General features: G+C 59.5%; 13 protein-coding genes. 9 read left to right on the top strand and 4 right to left on the bottom strand.

Going from position 1 to position 15,293, the window contains the following annotated elements; translation table 11 throughout:
• The first annotated feature begins 39 nt into the window (after positions 1 to 39).
• Both OE747_RS18375 and OE747_RS18380 read left to right on the top strand, forming a co-directional pair.
• Complete coding sequence (locus OE747_RS18375) at positions 40 to 900, top strand: class I SAM-dependent methyltransferase (RefSeq protein WP_263829999.1); 861 nt, start codon at positions 40 to 42, stop codon at positions 898 to 900.
• Positions 900 to 2,261 carry a glutamine synthetase family protein gene (locus OE747_RS18380; RefSeq protein ID WP_263830000.1) on the top strand — a complete coding sequence of 454 codons (1,362 nt, stop codon included), beginning with the start codon at positions 900 to 902 and terminating at the stop codon, positions 2,259 to 2,261. Before OE747_RS18375 ends, OE747_RS18380 begins: the two co-directional genes overlap by 1 nt.
• 14 nt (positions 2,262 to 2,275) lie before the next feature.
• Here the strand turns inward: OE747_RS18380 and OE747_RS18385 are convergent, their stop codons facing one another.
• On the bottom strand, positions 2,276 to 3,400 hold the full coding sequence (locus OE747_RS18385; RefSeq protein ID WP_263830001.1) for an aromatic ring-hydroxylating oxygenase subunit alpha: 1,125 nt from the start codon (positions 3,398 to 3,400) through the stop codon (positions 2,276 to 2,278).
• 81 nt (positions 3,401 to 3,481) lie between these two features.
• Entirely contained in the window at positions 3,482 to 5,572 is a 2,091-nt protein-coding gene (locus OE747_RS18390; RefSeq protein ID WP_263830002.1) for a serine/threonine protein kinase, read from the bottom strand.
• A gap of 144 nt (positions 5,573 to 5,716) precedes the next feature.
• On the opposite strand from OE747_RS18390, the gene tssH reads away from it, so the two are divergent.
• From tssH to OE747_RS18420, 6 genes are read left to right on the top strand one after another with little or no spacing between them, the layout of a single operon-like run.
• Entirely contained in the window at positions 5,717 to 8,446 is a 2,730-nt protein-coding gene (gene tssH, locus OE747_RS18395) for a type VI secretion system ATPase TssH (RefSeq protein WP_263830003.1), read from the top strand.
• A gap of 21 nt (positions 8,447 to 8,467) precedes the next feature.
• Positions 8,468 to 9,520, top strand: a complete 1,053-nt coding sequence (locus OE747_RS18400; RefSeq protein ID WP_263830004.1) for a DUF2169 family type VI secretion system accessory protein — start codon at positions 8,468 to 8,470, stop codon at positions 9,518 to 9,520.
• Positions 9,520 to 10,581 carry a beta-ketoacyl synthase N-terminal-like domain-containing protein gene (locus tag OE747_RS18405; protein WP_263830005.1) on the top strand — a complete coding sequence of 354 codons (1,062 nt, stop codon included), beginning with the start codon at positions 9,520 to 9,522 and terminating at the stop codon, positions 10,579 to 10,581. The genes OE747_RS18400 and OE747_RS18405 overlap by 1 nt, the downstream gene beginning before the upstream one ends.
• On the top strand, positions 10,574 to 11,584 hold the full coding sequence (locus tag OE747_RS18410; protein ID WP_263830006.1) for a DUF4150 domain-containing protein: 1,011 nt from the start codon (positions 10,574 to 10,576) through the stop codon (positions 11,582 to 11,584). Before OE747_RS18405 ends, OE747_RS18410 begins: the two co-directional genes overlap by 8 nt.
• A gap of 47 nt (positions 11,585 to 11,631) precedes the next feature.
• The gene (locus tag OE747_RS18415) at positions 11,632 to 12,501 is read left to right on the top strand and encodes a type VI immunity family protein (protein ID WP_404818340.1); all 870 of its coding nucleotides are present in this window, start codon (positions 11,632 to 11,634) and stop codon (positions 12,499 to 12,501) included.
• Positions 12,498 to 13,274, top strand: a complete 777-nt coding sequence (locus OE747_RS18420; protein WP_263830008.1) for a hypothetical protein — start codon at positions 12,498 to 12,500, stop codon at positions 13,272 to 13,274. The genes OE747_RS18415 and OE747_RS18420 overlap by 4 nt, the downstream gene beginning before the upstream one ends.
• A 2-nt stretch (positions 13,275 to 13,276) precedes the next feature.
• Here the strand turns inward: OE747_RS18420 and OE747_RS18425 are convergent, their stop codons facing one another.
• Together OE747_RS18425 and OE747_RS18430 are read right to left on the bottom strand one after the other, a co-directional pair.
• Entirely contained in the window at positions 13,277 to 14,320 is a 1,044-nt protein-coding gene (locus OE747_RS18425; RefSeq protein ID WP_263830009.1) for a HEAT repeat domain-containing protein, read from the bottom strand.
• A 9-nt stretch (positions 14,321 to 14,329) separates the two neighbouring features.
• On the bottom strand, positions 14,330 to 14,752 hold the full coding sequence (locus OE747_RS18430) for a DUF6484 domain-containing protein (RefSeq protein ID WP_263830010.1): 423 nt from the start codon (positions 14,750 to 14,752) through the stop codon (positions 14,330 to 14,332).
• A gap of 127 nt (positions 14,753 to 14,879) precedes the next feature.
• Between OE747_RS18430 and OE747_RS18435 the strand changes: the two genes are divergently transcribed.
• On the top strand, positions 14,880 to 15,293 hold the full coding sequence (locus tag OE747_RS18435) for a hypothetical protein (RefSeq protein WP_263830011.1): 414 nt from the start codon (positions 14,880 to 14,882) through the stop codon (positions 15,291 to 15,293).

Consider the following 15,293-nt stretch of genomic DNA (forward strand, 5'->3'; position numbering starts at 1 on the left):
GTTAAATAAATTTTAGTCTAGACTTGCCGTGCAGGCAAGATGAAAGCTGGTGCCAAGTGGCGAGCCGCGGCTAGCATTGCCGCAGATCAGCAAAGGATCAGAGACATGGCGCAGACGGCGAAAGACGCAGAGAATCCGGATTACGACGAACACGCGATTGCGTTTCTTGAGCTTTTGTGGGGCAAAGGTCATCTGTCGCCGGGTGGCACGGATGAGGTGGATCGTATCGTCGCCGACATCGACTTTGCCGGTCTGCGGGTGCTGGATATCGGATGCGGATCAGGTGGCAACGCCTTGCATCTGGCGCGAACAAGGTCGTTGAAACACATCACCGGCTTCGATGTTGAAGGTCCGGTGATCGAAGTTGCGACGCGCCGCGCGACAGAGGAGGGGCTTGCCGATCGCGCGAGTTTTGTCCGGGCCGATCCCGGACCTTTGCCTTTTGATGATGGCGCTTTCGATCTGGTGTTTTCCAAGGACTCGCTACTGCACGTTCCCGACAAGGATGCGCTCGCCGCCGAAATCCATCGCGTTCTGGCCCCGGGTGGGCAGGTGGCTGTCGGGGACTGGATGATCGGTCATGACGCGCCCATGTCAGCCGAAATGGCAGCCTATGTCGCGGCTGAGGATCTGGGTTTTGCGATGGGGTCTCCGGGCCGCTACCGCGCTGCCATGGAGGGTGCGGGGTTCACCGAGGTACGGGTTGTTTCCCGCAACCCGTGGTATCTGGAGCGCGCAAGAGCTGAGTTAAGAGAGCTGAAGGATACCCGCTACGCGGAATTCTGCGCTGCTTGCGGCAAGGACTACATCGACTATCAGATCAACACCTGGACATTGATGATCAGGGTTCTTGAAACGGGCGAGCATTGCCCGTCGCATCTGTTCGCGAGGAAACCATGATGCATTTTGCCGATCCTGCCGAGTGGCAGGACTATCTGACCCTCCACCCCGAGACGCGCTATCTCGACACCGTTGTGATCGACTTGTGTGGCAATGCGATCGGGAAAAGGCTGCCGGTCTCGCAGGTGGCCGGGATCCTTGGGCGGGGCACTCCGGTATGCGGCGCGATGCAACTGGTCGATGTGATGGGCAATACGGCCGACCCGATGGGGCATGGCTTCTCAGACGGCGATCCCGATGGTTTGGCGCGTCCGCTTGCCGGTGGTTTCATGCCAATTCCGTGGTCCAATGGCGCCGGGGCGCAGGCGCTCTGTGTCATGTGCGACCCGGAAACGGCATTGCCTTACTGGTATGAGCCGAGGGCTGTTCTGGACGCAGTCGCCAAGCGTTTCGAAAGCCTGGGGGTAAAGCCCGTTCTGGCGCTGGAATTGGAGTTCTATCTGATTGACCAGAAACGCGGTCCCTTTGGAGAGCCTTTGCCTGCTGCTTCGCCTTTTGGCGGTCGGCGCGAAGGGCAGGGGCAGGTCTTGTCGCTGGCCAAACTAGAAGAGTTCGCGCCGGTTCTGGGTGCAATCGAAGCGGCGGCGCAGGCACAGGGTCTGCCGGTCACGACCATCATCAGCGAATACGGCGCTGGCCAGTTCGAGATCAACCTGGCGCATGTCAGCGATCCGCTGGCCGCCGCCGACCATGCCGCGCTGTTGCGTCGGGTCGTCCGGGGTGCGGCGCGCGCCGCCGGATACGATGCCACTTTCATGTCCAAGCCGTTTGCCGGTCAGACCGGCAGCGGACTGCACCTCCATCTCAGCCTGACCGACGGTGAGGGCAATGTATTCGACCCTGCGCGCGCTGATGGTGAAACGCGTCTGGGGCACGCGGTTGCTGGATTACGGGCGACCATGGCCGAGGGGATGGCCATCTTTGCGCCAAACCTTAACGTTTATCGCCGGTTCGAGCCCGATGCCTTCACCCCTGTCACCCGCGACTGGGGCGAGAACAACCGCTCGGTGGCCTTTCGCCTGCCGGTGACGAACGCGGGCTCGGGCCGCCGCCTTGAACACCGCGTCGCGGGGGCAGAGGCCAACCCCTATCTGGTGACAGCTGCGGTATTGGCGGGGGTTCACCACGGGTTAACCCAAGCCCTGGATCCGGGGCCGAAAGCGACCGGGAATGCGGGCTCGGAACTGGACGAGACTCTGCCTTTGACCCTGTGGGATGCCTTGGCAGCTCTTCGGGATGCTCCGATCCTGGCCGGTTATCTGGGGGCAAGGTACCTGGAGATCTATGCAGCGGTGAAAGAGGCCGAGTTCGCTTCGTTCCGCGAAGAGATCTCGCCTCGCGAATACGACTGGTATCTTTGATCAGCCTGTCCGTTTCAGTCGCCCAGCCGTGTCAGAACCCAGTCGTGAAACCGCTTGATGTCAAATTCCTGAGGCATCAGGCGGCCGCCCCTGAACCGGGAGACGCGCAGACCTCTTTGGTTCATCTCACAGGCGGAACCGTCCTCTTCCAACACGGCGGCGGCAAAATCGACGACATTGTCCAGATCGAAACCGGGCGCGGCGAGCGTTTCGGGCAGGAACAGCCATTCCGCCTTCAGCCGGGTGCGTTCGGGCGAAACCGGTGTCAGCGAGACGATGCGCACGTAATCGACATGCGCGACGATGAACGCGGTCGGATAGATCGTGACAAAGGTATGCCCGGCGGCGCGTTCCACCGCAGACAGATCGGGAAAGATCGGACCGCAGGGTTGACCATTGACGGTCCAGGTTTCGGTCCCGGATTCCAGAACCGGGCCGTTGTAAGGTGTTCCGCTGGCTTCTGCGGCCGACATGATACCCTGCCTATAGATTGGCACCCGTGTGCTGAGCGAGGGGTGAATACCTGGGCAGTGCAGGCATTCGTTGTAGTTTTCCCAAAAGACCTTCCAGTTGCAGGCCAGCTCGATTTCGCGGGTATGGCCGGTTACCAACCGGTCCATGGGCCAGTTGTCCAGGGCGGCAAGACCCAGATCCGGCGCAAACTGGGGCGGGGTCTCGTCAAGGCACAGGAACAGGCAGCCATTCCAGACCCTGTGCGAAACCGGAAACAGCCCGTGCGCCTCCCTGTCGAAATCGTCGGTAGGGGTTGCATATGCGGTCGATCTGAGGCGGCCCGTCATGTCAAAGGACCACGCGTGATAAGGACAGGAGATGAGCTTGCCGTTAAAGGTCCTGTCCTGTGTTCCGCAAAGCTCCGACCCGCGATGCGGGCAGACGTTCAGAAAAGCGGAAATGTCGTCACCCTGACCGCGCGCGACCAGGACCGGCTGACCGGCGATCTCGACCCGTCGCAGTGTGTTTGGCGGCAGGTCTGAAAGGCGCCCGGCATAGGCCCACTCCTTGTGCCAGATCTTCGCTCGTTCCCGCTCAAACCAGGTCTGTTCGTAATACGCCATCGGCGGCAGCGAAGCCGGGCAAGTCTTCAGCAACGGTGACGAGAACACGGGCGGATGAGACATGGTTTACCTCAGGATTGCTCGCCACAGCCTAAGGGAGCCCGCCATTCGGCGGCAAGAAAAACCGTGCCTGATCTGTCCGGCCTACTGCCGCGCCTCGATGATCCGGCTGGCAACGCCAAGGATATCGCTTTCGCGACCTTGCAGCGTTTCGGCCAGCGCTTCGGAGACTGAAGAAACGCTTTCATCCCTCGGGCGTCGCATGTCGAAAAGAGGAGTCCGGCTAAGGATGGCGATGATTTCGCTCTTGCCGTAGTCCCCTTCGGTGACTTGCATGGCGAGGCGGCTGTTGTCCTCCTGAAACTCGGGAATTGACCACAGGACGCGGATGTCTCTCAGGCCGTTACTGATCGCTCCAAGCTCGGCCAGATCATGTTCGGTTTGCGATATGTTGGGCAACACGTGAAAGACCTTGCCGGTGTTGTCCACCACCATCACCCAGAGCGAACCTTCGGTTGATGCGGGGATCCGGATATCGACGACGGGATTATCGCCGGTGTGAAAAACTCCGGACAGCGATGTCTGCCCGCTGGCGCCATTGGCGAGGCGGATGGACAAGGCCTCTGCCGACGCCGGAGGAAGCACCGCGCGGATGGCGCAGAGATCGGGATTGAGAACGGCTATGTTCAGGCGCAGGTCCCGGTCACCGATCAGGGGTTTCAGGAATTCCTTGAGGATGCTGCTATCCTCGGACTGTTCCACATCGCCCGAGAGCGTGATCACATCACCCAGCTGATAGGTCGCGTCCGAACCGGCTGCTTGTGTCAGCGGGCCACAGGTGCTCAGGGGTGTGATCAGTTGCTGAACTTCTTGCGCGGTCAAGGTCACCGGGCCGGCAGCCAGATCGGTGCGTACAGAGAAGCCTGAAATTTGTTGCCATTCATTGATCCGCGTTTGCAACTCGTCTCTGACCGCCGTATCCGGGGCAAGGCCCGTCAGCGACGCCTGGGCGTCTTCGACCGTGAGTTGCCACTCGTCGAGTCGGGCGGCCAGCGCCAGCAACTCTTCGACCTTCGCGGGCCAATCCGGCGAAGGCATCCCTTGCGCCAGCGCGACCTCGCTGGTCTTTGGCGGGGTCCCGGCGATCCGGCCTGCGGCTGCGTTCAGCGCCGTTCCCGTCTCGGCATCCGGGGCGTTTGCCGCGAAGGTCAATTCGCCGCCTGCGAAAGCGGCGGTCAGGCTGTAGGGCGAGGCAATCGGTAAGGGCGGCGGGAACAGGTGGTCCTTGAACAAGACATATCCCACCGCCGCCGCACCCGCGACGAGGCACAGCGCGACTGCGGCAATCAACCCTTTGGCGCGCTTGCCTCCCTTCTCGTTGCGCTCTCGTTTTGCCTTGGTTTCCGGTTTCAGAACCGCGTCCAAGCGCCTGAGGGCATCACGGGCCGAAGCGGGGCGGTCCTCCAGCCTGGGGGCGCTTAACCAATCGATCAGACCCTTGAGTGGCTCTTTCAGCCGCGTGGTATCCAATGGCTGCTGCTTGCGTCTGATAATCTCGCCCGGTGTGGTGCCGACATCGGGTATCTCACCTTTGGCTGCGGCCAGGATAGAGGCCCCCAAGGCATAGAAATCGGTCCGGAATTCGGACCTGCCGTCCAACTGTTCCGGGGCGGCAAACTCGTACTTTCCGGCAAAGTCGTTGCCAACGATGGTGCGGGCATCGGCAGAGGTATCTTTGGCGATCCCAAAGTCGATGATCGTCGCACGTTCCGCTTCGCCGCCCCGCAGGATGATATTGTCCGGCGACAGATCGCGATGAACGATGCCCTGCGCATGCGTGGCCTCGAGACCTTCCAGAACCCGATGCACGATGATCATCAATTCGCGATCAGTGGGGCGCCGCTCGAACATCACATCGTTCAGCGACGGTCCGTCAATGTAGTCCATCACAAGAAAGACCTGACCGCTGTCCGCCTTTGAACAATCGGCATAGCGCACCACCGCGTCATTAACGATGCTGCGCATCTCTTCTTCGCGCTTCATCAGTTCCAGATAGTCGTCATTGCCTGAAAACCGGGCATTCAGCGCCTTGATGGCAAAGCTGCGGCCGGTGATCTGGTTGCGGGCCAGGTAGACCTCGCCGGTTCCGCCGCGCCCCAGGACGCCCTGGATCTCGTAGGTGTTGTTCAGAACCTGCCCTGGGCGGAACATGTCGGAGGGCAGCGGATCGATCATCTGAGAGACTCCGTAAGCTGTGGCAGTTTCCAAGAAAAATTGTCGATTCAATCGGAAATCCGGCTTACACTACCGGAATAGCAATGCGTCGATTATTTCACCGGAACTTGGTTCCAACAACAATTTTCAGAAACGAGGTCTGTCATGGCGGCACGCGCTGCGCAGGAGACGGTCAAGCGTAAGGAACTTGTGGGCAAGCTGAACCCGGTTTGCCTGAAAGCGTTTTCAGCTGCGGCACAAGCGGCCAAGAGACGTGGCAATCCATATGTCGAACTGGTGCATTTTGTGACCGCGCTGGCCGACAGCGAAAGATCCGATTTTGCCCTGCTGCTGGAAGCGGCGGGCGTGGATCGGGGCAAGCTGGATGGCGACATGCTGCGGGCAACCGACGCGCTGCCGCATGGCGCGGGGTCGGTCGAAGAGTTTTCGGATCATATCTTCCGGGCCATTCAAGAGGCGTGGAACTTTGGCTCGCTGGAATTTGGTGACGACCAGGTTCGGTCGGCTTACATCCTGCTCGCGGCCTTGCAGACACCGGTCTTGGAAGGGTTGCTGTTCAAGATCAGCCTGGAATTCGACAAGCTTGACGCCGGTGCGATGTCCGGGCAGCTCGACGATCTGCTGGCGGCGTCACTGGAAAGAACCGGCGATGCCGCAGGCGATGCGCCCAAGGCGAAACCAAAACCAGGTGGGCAGTCGGCATTGTCGCAATATGCGGTGAACCTGACCGAGCGGGCGCGCGGCGGCAAGATGGATCCGGTGGTGGGCCGAGACGCCGAAATCCGCCAGATCATCGATATCCTGATGCGGCGCAAGCAGAACAACCCAATCCTGACCGGTGAGGCGGGGGTGGGCAAGACCGCTGTGGTCGAAGGGTTCGCACAGCGCCTGGCCAAGGGCGATGTGCCGCCGCAATTGAAGAACGTAGAATTGCAGATGCTGGATATCGGGCTGATGCAGGCCGGTGCCTCGGTCAAGGGCGAGTTCGAAAAGCGGCTTAAATCGGTCATTGAAGAGGTGCAGAGTTCAGACGTTCCGATCATCCTGTTCATCGACGAGGCGCATACGCTGATCGGGGCAGGTGGGGCGGCCGGGACCGGGGATGCCGCCAACCTGTTGAAACCACCGCTGGCGCGGGGCGAGTTGCGGACCATCGCGGCCACGACCTGGGCCGAATACAAGCAGCATATCGAGCCTGATCCCGCGCTGACCCGGCGGTTCCAGGTGGTCAAGGTCGAGGAGCCATCCGAGGCCAACGCGGTGCTGATGTGCCGGGGCGTGGCGGGTGTTCTGGAAAAACACCATCAGGTCGAGGTTCTGGACGAGGCAATCGAGGCCGCCGTTGCGATGTCGCATCGCTATATCCCCAGCCGGCAATTGCCGGATAAGGCGATCAGCCTGCTCGATACCGCTTGTGCGCGGGTTGCGGTTTCGCAGCATGCGACACCGGCCGAGGTTGAGGATATCGACCGCCGGCTTGCCGCGCTCGAGATCGAACAGGGCATCATCGAACGCGAAGAGGCCATCGGGATCGACGTGAGCGAACGCAAGTCGGATGTCGAAGCCGCGTTGGAAGCCGCCCGGACGGACATGGACGCCGCCAATGCGCGCTGGGAGGCCGAAAAGGCGCTTGTCGCCGACATTCTCGATCTGCGGGCCCAGCTCCGCCGCGCGGGGGCGGCCCTGGACGACACCGGCGAGGTTGGCGATGCGCCGGTTGTTGACGCACCTGAATCCGGGGGCGAAGACGAGGTGGCCGAGGCGCCCGAAGCAACCCCGTTCGACCGAGAAGAAACGCTGCTCACCTTGCGGGAACGGATGGTCGAGCTTGCCAAGGCGCAGGGTGAAAACCCGTTGATCCTGCCTTCGGTCGACAGGATGGCGGTGGCCTCGGTGGTCCAGGACTGGACCGGGATTCCGATGGGTCGGATGCTGGCCAGCCAGGCTGAGCGCGCGCTCAATCTGGCATCGGCCCTGACCGAACGGGTCGTCGGGCAGGATCACGCCATGGAAATGATCGCGAACCGGATTCAGACTTCATCGGCGGGTCTGAAAGCACCGGAAAAGCCGGTTGGCGTGTTCCTTCTGTGCGGTCCGTCGGGTGTGGGCAAGACCGAAACCGCGCTGGCGATTGCCGAGCAAATGTTTGGAGGAGAAGACAACCTAATCTCGATCAACATGAGCGAGTATCAGGAGGCACATACGGTCAGCACCCTGAAAGGTGCGCCGCCGGGATATGTCGGGTACGGAAAGGGCGGGGTGTTGACCGAAGCGGTGCGTCGCAGACCCTATTCCGTCGTTTTGCTGGATGAGGTGGAGAAAGCGCACCCAGATGTGCACGAGATCTTCTTTCAGGTCTTCGACAAGGGGATGATGGACGACAGCGAGGGTCGCCGGATCGACTTCAAGAACACCCTGATCCTTTTGACCTCGAATGTCGGGTCTGAAGAGATCATGGCGATGACAGAGGATGGCGCCAAGACCGCAGATCAAGATGAGTTAACCGCCTCCCTGCGGGCGCCCTTGCTCAAGGTTTTCCCGGCGGCTTTGCTGGGGCGGGTGGTCACCATTCCGTACTATCCGTTGTCAGATGTGATGATCGAGGCAATTGCAGGGCACAAACTGCGCTCGATCGCGAAGCGGCTCGAGGCGGGTTATGATGCGGAACTTGTGCTGGGCGAGGGCGCGATGGACCTGATCAAGGCGCGCTGCACCGAAATCGAAAGCGGTGGCCGGATGATCGACGCGATCCTGACCAATACGCTGATGCCGGAACTGAGCCGTCGTTTGTTGCAGGGGCGGTTGAGCGGAGAGAGCTTTTCCAAGGTGACGGTCACCGGAGGTGAGAACGGTTTCGACTACGTTTTCGAATAGGTTTGGGTACTGGGACCCGTCATGTGGTTGCTGTTCAATAACACCCCTTTTGCGGCCGATCGCGGCTGGACCCGCGACGAAAGCGGAGCGGAGACTTGGCTGGTGGTGGTCAAGGGCACCTTTGACGTCGCTGCGGACGGCGTGCAAACCCCGGCGGCGGACCAGCGTCCGGTGGCGTTATCGCCGGTTTATGAAGGGTCAGGCCCCACGGCGGAACTGATCGAGGAAACCGATCTGAACATCTTCAAGCCGCGAACCGACGTGTTTGTCGCCGGGCATGCCCATGCCCCCGGCGGCTGGGCGCAAGAGTGCGAGTTGCGTTTAAAGGTGGCTGATATCGACAAGCGGGTCAGGGTGCTGGGTGATCGGCAGATGGGTGTCGGGCCGATGGGATTGGCCATTGGGGGGCCGCGAGAGTTTGCCAAGATACCGCTCAGCTGGCGGCGGGCCTATGGCGGCTGGGATCAGGACCCCGATCATCCGGGTTGGGAACCGGCGAACACCATCGGGACCGGGTTTGCGACCGACGTAAATCGTCTGGCCGGAAGGATCGCACCGAATTTCGAATACCCTGATACGCCATATTCCGGACCTGGACGCGGCAGACCCGCCGGCTTTGGTCCTGTTGCGCGGCACTGGCTACCCAGGCTGAAATATGCCGGAACCTATGATGCGGTCTGGGAGAAAGCCCGCGATCCGCTGCCACCGCTTGATTTCGACCGGCAATTCTATCAGGCGGCCCCGCGCGATCAGCAAAGCGAAAAACCGCTCGTCGGTTACGAACATATCCGCATGGGGAATTTTACTTCGGACGGTTTCTGGCAGTTCCTTTTGCCGCGCCTCAGCTTTGATGTCGTGACCGAGTTTTACAATCGGCCCACCCGGCGCAGTGATGTGCAAATCCATTCCGTATGGCTTTACCCGGACGAACGGCGTTTCACTGTGGTCTGGCTGTCCGCACTTCCGGTTCCCTATGACGAGGAACGGCTAAAATCGACAACGGTGTCCTTGCGCACCCGAGTTGGGGTTCCTGACTCGATCCGGCGCACCGGCGTCTGGCTGGGGGTCACCTGATGAGTGATGAAATCGTCATCATCTCGGCCGGCGCGCGCACCCCATTGGGCTTTTCACTGCCGGCCAGCGCGGCGGCGGTCCGGGCCGGTATCTCGGTGATCGGTGACCATCCATTCATGATAGACCGGTTCGGTCAGCCGATGAAGGTGACGCGCGATACCGCGCTCGACCCCATTGCGTCGGGAATTGATCGTGAAGTTGATCTGGCCACTTCAGCCGCGTTGGAGGCTCTGAAACCGGTCCTTGAGAACACAAAGATCTCCGATGTGACCCTGATGATCTCGACCGGAGAGGATCGACCTGGAAAACCTCTCTCGCATGCTGACTCTGTCTACGCTGGGCTGTGTGATCGGCTTGCGGATCATGTCGGAACATCCCGTGGCGGCGTGATTGCCGAAGGGCATTCCGGGGGTCTGGTCGCGCTGCATCACGCCGCGCGCGCGTTGGTCACCCAGCAGGCCGAGCTGTGTCTGGTTGGGGGCGTTGACAGCTACCTTGTTCCAGAAACGCTGGAATGGCTTGATGAGGGCGAGCGGTTGCATTCCGACGGGAACAAATATGGCTTCTGCCCAGGCGAAGGGGCCGGTTTCTGTCTGATGGCGCGAAAAGATACCGCAAACCGATTGGGCCTGCATCGGGTGTTGAGGGTGGTGGCGACAGAGATCGGAAAAGAAGAGAACCTGATCGGCACTGAAACCATCTGTCTGGGCGAAGGACTTGGATCCGTGCTGGCTGCTCTTGGGACATTTCTGCCTGACCCACAGCAACCGGTTGATCGCATTCTCTGCGATATGAATGGCGAACGTTATCGCGGTAACGAGTACGGTTTCGCGGTACTGCGGAGCACGGGACTGTTTCGCGATGCGGCCGGATTTGAAACCCCGGCGGATTGCTGGGGTGATCTTGGGGCGGCCACGGGGCCGGCCTGCGTCGGGTTGATCATGCAGGCGCATGACCGGGGCTATGCCGGTGGGCCGCTATCCGTGGTCTGGGGCGGTTCGGACAATGGCAGCCGGGCGGCTGTCATGCTGAGTTCAACGACAGGAGGCGCGCATGCCTAGCCACGTCTTGGTCAACGGCCTTGGGCTGACCTACAAATCGACGATCGGCATTTCGATCGCCACCATACCGGATGTGTGCAAGACCCCATCGCCCGGGGGGCCGATCCCGGTCCCTTACCCGAACATTGCCAACCAGGGCACGCTGAGTGGCGGCACGACGACGGTCAAGGCCAAGGGCAAGATGATCGCCATCAAGGGCTCGCAATACAAATCCTCGAACGGGGACGAGCCTGGAACCGCTGGCGGTATCAAATCCAACGTCAACATGAAGGCGACGGACTGGATCACCTATTCCTTTGACGTGAAGATGGACGGCAAGAACGCCTGTCGTAACACAGACAAGAAGTTTCACAACAATAAGAATACGGTTGATTTGGCCGGAAACGTGGATCCGGTCATGCCAACCAAGGGGCTCAAGGCAATTGCTGCGGCTTGCAACAAGGCTGTTAACCAGGCTGAAGGTTATTGCGGACCAGGAACGACCAATACTGGACCAAGAGGCAGGGAATGTACTCGGCTTGGTACGCTCAAACACAAATGTTGCGAAGACCAACTTAAGAAAGAGAAGCAGAATGCAGGTGGTGATCTTGACGGTTTTGAAACAGAAGTTCCCTACCAAAGAGTATCGAGCAATCCACTGAGGTTTCGGCGCCGAGCACCCGGCGCAGGACCATCGCCTCAACAGCAGGCAACACAGGCCTACGAGACCTTCATTTCGAACCGTATGGCAGGCTACAGTAAATCTTTAACACAGGCGCAGGGCCGTGCCGCCGCGAGACGTGCCGCTCGAAATAGGAATATCTATATCAACGCGTTGCGAAAAGCGCGTGGGGGGGATTTTATCCCGGATGTCGTGCGCTATAATCCTAAACCTGTCCGCGCGTATGACTACAAGTTCAACTGCAAGGCCGGTGGCCATATGGCCCCGAGCCAGACAGCGAAGTACCGGGCAGTATTCAAGATCAAACCGACAATTATTCACGTAGATGGTCGAAAATGCTAGAAAACCTGAAGAGTCGGCTGGAGACACTTGATCCTGAAAGCGCCAACATGCGCTTGAGCTTGATATGTTGTCTATTTTGCAAGACACCTCCAATTGAGTTGCGATCAGCTGGCGAGTGGTTGCTCCAGGCGTTCCAAGAGTATGCGGGTGGACCCTTGCCATGGGCGGCAGTTGGAGCAAACGCTATGCGTTTCACCAAAACGGGCAAAGGGACGGCGGCAAAGATTCAACGTGAATTGGATGCGCTCGGCGAAAAGGACATTACAGCCATCAAGCTTCGCGGTCCTGACGCCCAAGGTCCAGAGTATGCACTGTTCTGGATGACATCAGAAGACAGTGCCAGCGAAGAAGTCGAAGTCACAAACAGTATTGAAATTGTCTTGCCTTTCCCGGAAACGGTTGAGCAGGCCAACGAGGCCAGCCGCTGGCTGACCTCAGTTGCCGCCAAGTTTCCTTTGGATACGGGATATGCCGCGCCTGCCGTGGTCGCAACTTCCGAGGAAGCCTTTGGCGAGGTAGCCGAAGCCATAGGCGCACTGGCACAACGGTTCATTGGCTTGGATCTGGCGCAAAACGAATGGACCGCTGGAAGTTTGGGGCGTCTCAGCCGAGGGGCGAGATGGATTACTTTTCTATCCCGCTCCCATTCGGGCCAATTGAACGAGATAGAGTTGCCGACTCCACCCCACCAGTTATCCATCTCGGACTTCAGCGGTATTCGGAAGCTTCAGACATCCGAAATGCCGGAGGTTTGCGATTCCAATAGGCAGCAAGACTGTCAGGGACTCGAGTGGGTGGCTGGGTATCTTGAACCTATTACATTCTTTGGGGACGCGAACCTGCTCGAGTATTTTGAAGACGACGAAGATGCCCTCGAGAGATGGGAAACGCGTTTCCTCGGTGGAAGAGATAAATGATCAGCGCCTATGATCTGCCCTATCGTGCGTTGTTGAGCCCGCCTGGGCAGAGCGAGCGAGGCCTGGATTTCGAACTTAAGCTTTTGTTCGATGATGTGCCCAGTGGCGACCAAGTAGAAACAGCGGCTGCTTTGGTGATGACTTTTGATGCGCTTGTTGCTTCTGGAGGTTTAGGCGGGCGAAAAATCTCGCCGGCAAATGCAGACATCGAGTATTCAGAGTTTGTTGGAATCCGAGGTCACGAAATCCACTGGAAAATAGGTGGAATGCGCTTGGATGACGCTGCGCAAATCATTTTGGCCCAATCATTCATGATGTTGAAGGGATCTTCGCGGCTGTTAGAAATATCTCTGTCTCCTCAAGGCTTCTCTGGAAAGCTGATCGAGCCGGAAAAATCATCGGTTCGAGATGACCCCTATCCAGGTTTGCATCCTTCGACGGAAGCTGTTCTCGTTTCAGATGGTGACTATTCGTCTGACATTCTGGTAACCGCCATCTTTGAAAACCAACCGCGAGGCGAGAGCGCAGATGAAGTTCTGGGTAGAATTGGCTCTTGGATGGTGGGAGCTGTTTCCGGGTTCTATCCGGTTGCACCAGTTGAGCCCGAGTTCTGCAGTGTACGTGATCCCGGAGAAATCAGATTTTACAAAAACGAGATTGAGATTCCGCTACACCGTTTCCTTTGTCATGCGGGCGCCCTAAATGGGCTGGCAAATGCAATCTTGGCAACTGGTAACAACGCCCCTCAGGTCAGATCGATCATAGTTGAATAAGGTCATTGGGAATGTTCGGATTGCCAATATGCAATTTTCTCGGCAACCGGCAGAACCTCCATTTCGCCCCCAAATGCCTCGACGAATGCCGGGCCGTGGTCTTTGGGGTCGAGCGAGGTCAAGTCGTCCCAGCTCTCCCATGCTTCGGGAAACAGATCGAGAAACGCACGGCCAGCGGCGTCGGCCAATGTCGGCTCGCGCATCTGTTCGACAAGCCAGGGGACGAGCGTCCTGTCTCCCAGTATTCCGGCCCCGCGGACGGCGATAGGGGCGGTTTCGCTGTCTTTCAGCAGCGTTGCGAACCATGCCCGGATATCTTCCGGCGGGCTGACCCTGACCAGTTTTCTCATGAGATCCACATTGCCGGGATCGGCCAAAACCGCCCGTCGGAGCGGTGTGGTCAGAGTGTCATCCGGCGGGTGACCCAACTCTAGCAGAGCGGTTGCCGCCGCAAGTTCCACCTCCGCTCCGGAAGTCTCCAGTAGTTCGCGCAATCGCGGCACCATGTCGGCCCGGTGGGCTTTGGCCGCGGCGGTGCAGGCCAAAGCGCGCACGGTGTCGTCGGGATCGGACAACAGGCGCTCCAGCCGTGTGCCCGGGTCAGCATGTCGATCGGCAAAGGCCGCGACAGCCAGCCACCGCAGTGCGGGTGTCGCGGCATCGAGCCATTCGCGAACGTAACCGGCGGTAAGCTCTGGCGCGGCCCAAGCAACCGCACCACGCAGGCCCACTCTGCCTTCTTCAGTTGCGGAGAGGCCGAGGACCTGTCGAAGACGGCGATCATTCGACTGCTCAAAGGCCAGCAGCGCAGCAGCAAAGACCTCGCCCCGCTCCTCATATGTTTCGAGTTGATCTATCAAAATGGGCCAGGCCGCGATCCCGGCGATACGCAGACCGTCCAGATGCGCCTCGGCTTCGGAACGGCGCCGGTCAATCACGACCCGATCGACCGGGTCAGCCAGTGATGCCAGGCTGAATTGCGCCCAAGAGAAAGCCGCGCCCTCGGCGTGCGCCCGGATGACATCTTCGACGATCCGGTTTTCCACCTTTGATCCTCAGTTCAGATGAATTGATCCGCCGCGCAGGCGGTTTGCCGCGCTGGCCTGAGTGGTGACATTGGTGCCTCTGATCGTAACCCGACCATCCCGTTCAAGGATGATGGATGCTTTGCCAACCCTCAACTCCAGACGCTTCTCGGCGCTGACACGAACGGTCTCCCCATCGTGGATGACCGTCGGTTCGATGGTTTCGCGCACCTCTCGCTGAATTCTTCCCAATATCAGCGGCCGCCGCAGGTCGCCGTCTTCGAACATCAGCGCGACCTCGCCGCCCACATCTTCATCCGTCAGACGCGCCAGGCTGCGCGCCGTCACCGCATGGTCACATGGATTACCGGGAAAGACGACGAGGGGCGCGTTTTCTTCGAAGCCCAACAGCAATCCAATGGACACGCCATCTATCTGACGGGTTTCACCCATGGCAATCTCCTCAACAATTGCCCTCATTATCTCACACCCACGACAAATCGCCAAACACCAAGGTTAGCGACCGCAGTGCGAATCTCTGCTAGTCTCGCGTCAATAGAGAAACGGAGGAACAGGAACAGTGATCAAACGGATTGTTACCGCCATTCTGCTGGTCCCCATCAGTGTCGCCGCCCAGGCACCCGGTCCGCTGACCGTCGAACTGAACAAACTGGAACCGGGCGAAGGCAGCGGCTGTCGCGCGTATTTCTTGTTTCGAAATCAGACCGGCATGAGTTTTGAGGCGCTGGAGATATCTCTCGCGTTGCTGGGTACGGGTGGTGTCATCGACCGATTGGTGACCGTCGACGCCTCGCCCTTGCCGGCAGCCCGTACAACGCTGAAACTGTTTGAATTCCCGGAAACGAATTGCAGCGGGCTCGGCGAGATCCTGTTGCACGAGATTGGAAGCTGCAAGCCGCAGAATCGGGATGAGGCGGATTGTTTCGAGATGATCGAGCTGGACAGCAAAGCCGCAGTTCCGCTGGTCAAATAG

Source organism: Ruegeria aquimaris (assembly GCF_025751555.1).
Classification (GTDB): Bacteria; Pseudomonadota; Alphaproteobacteria; order Rhodobacterales; family Rhodobacteraceae; genus Ruegeria_B; species Ruegeria_B aquimaris.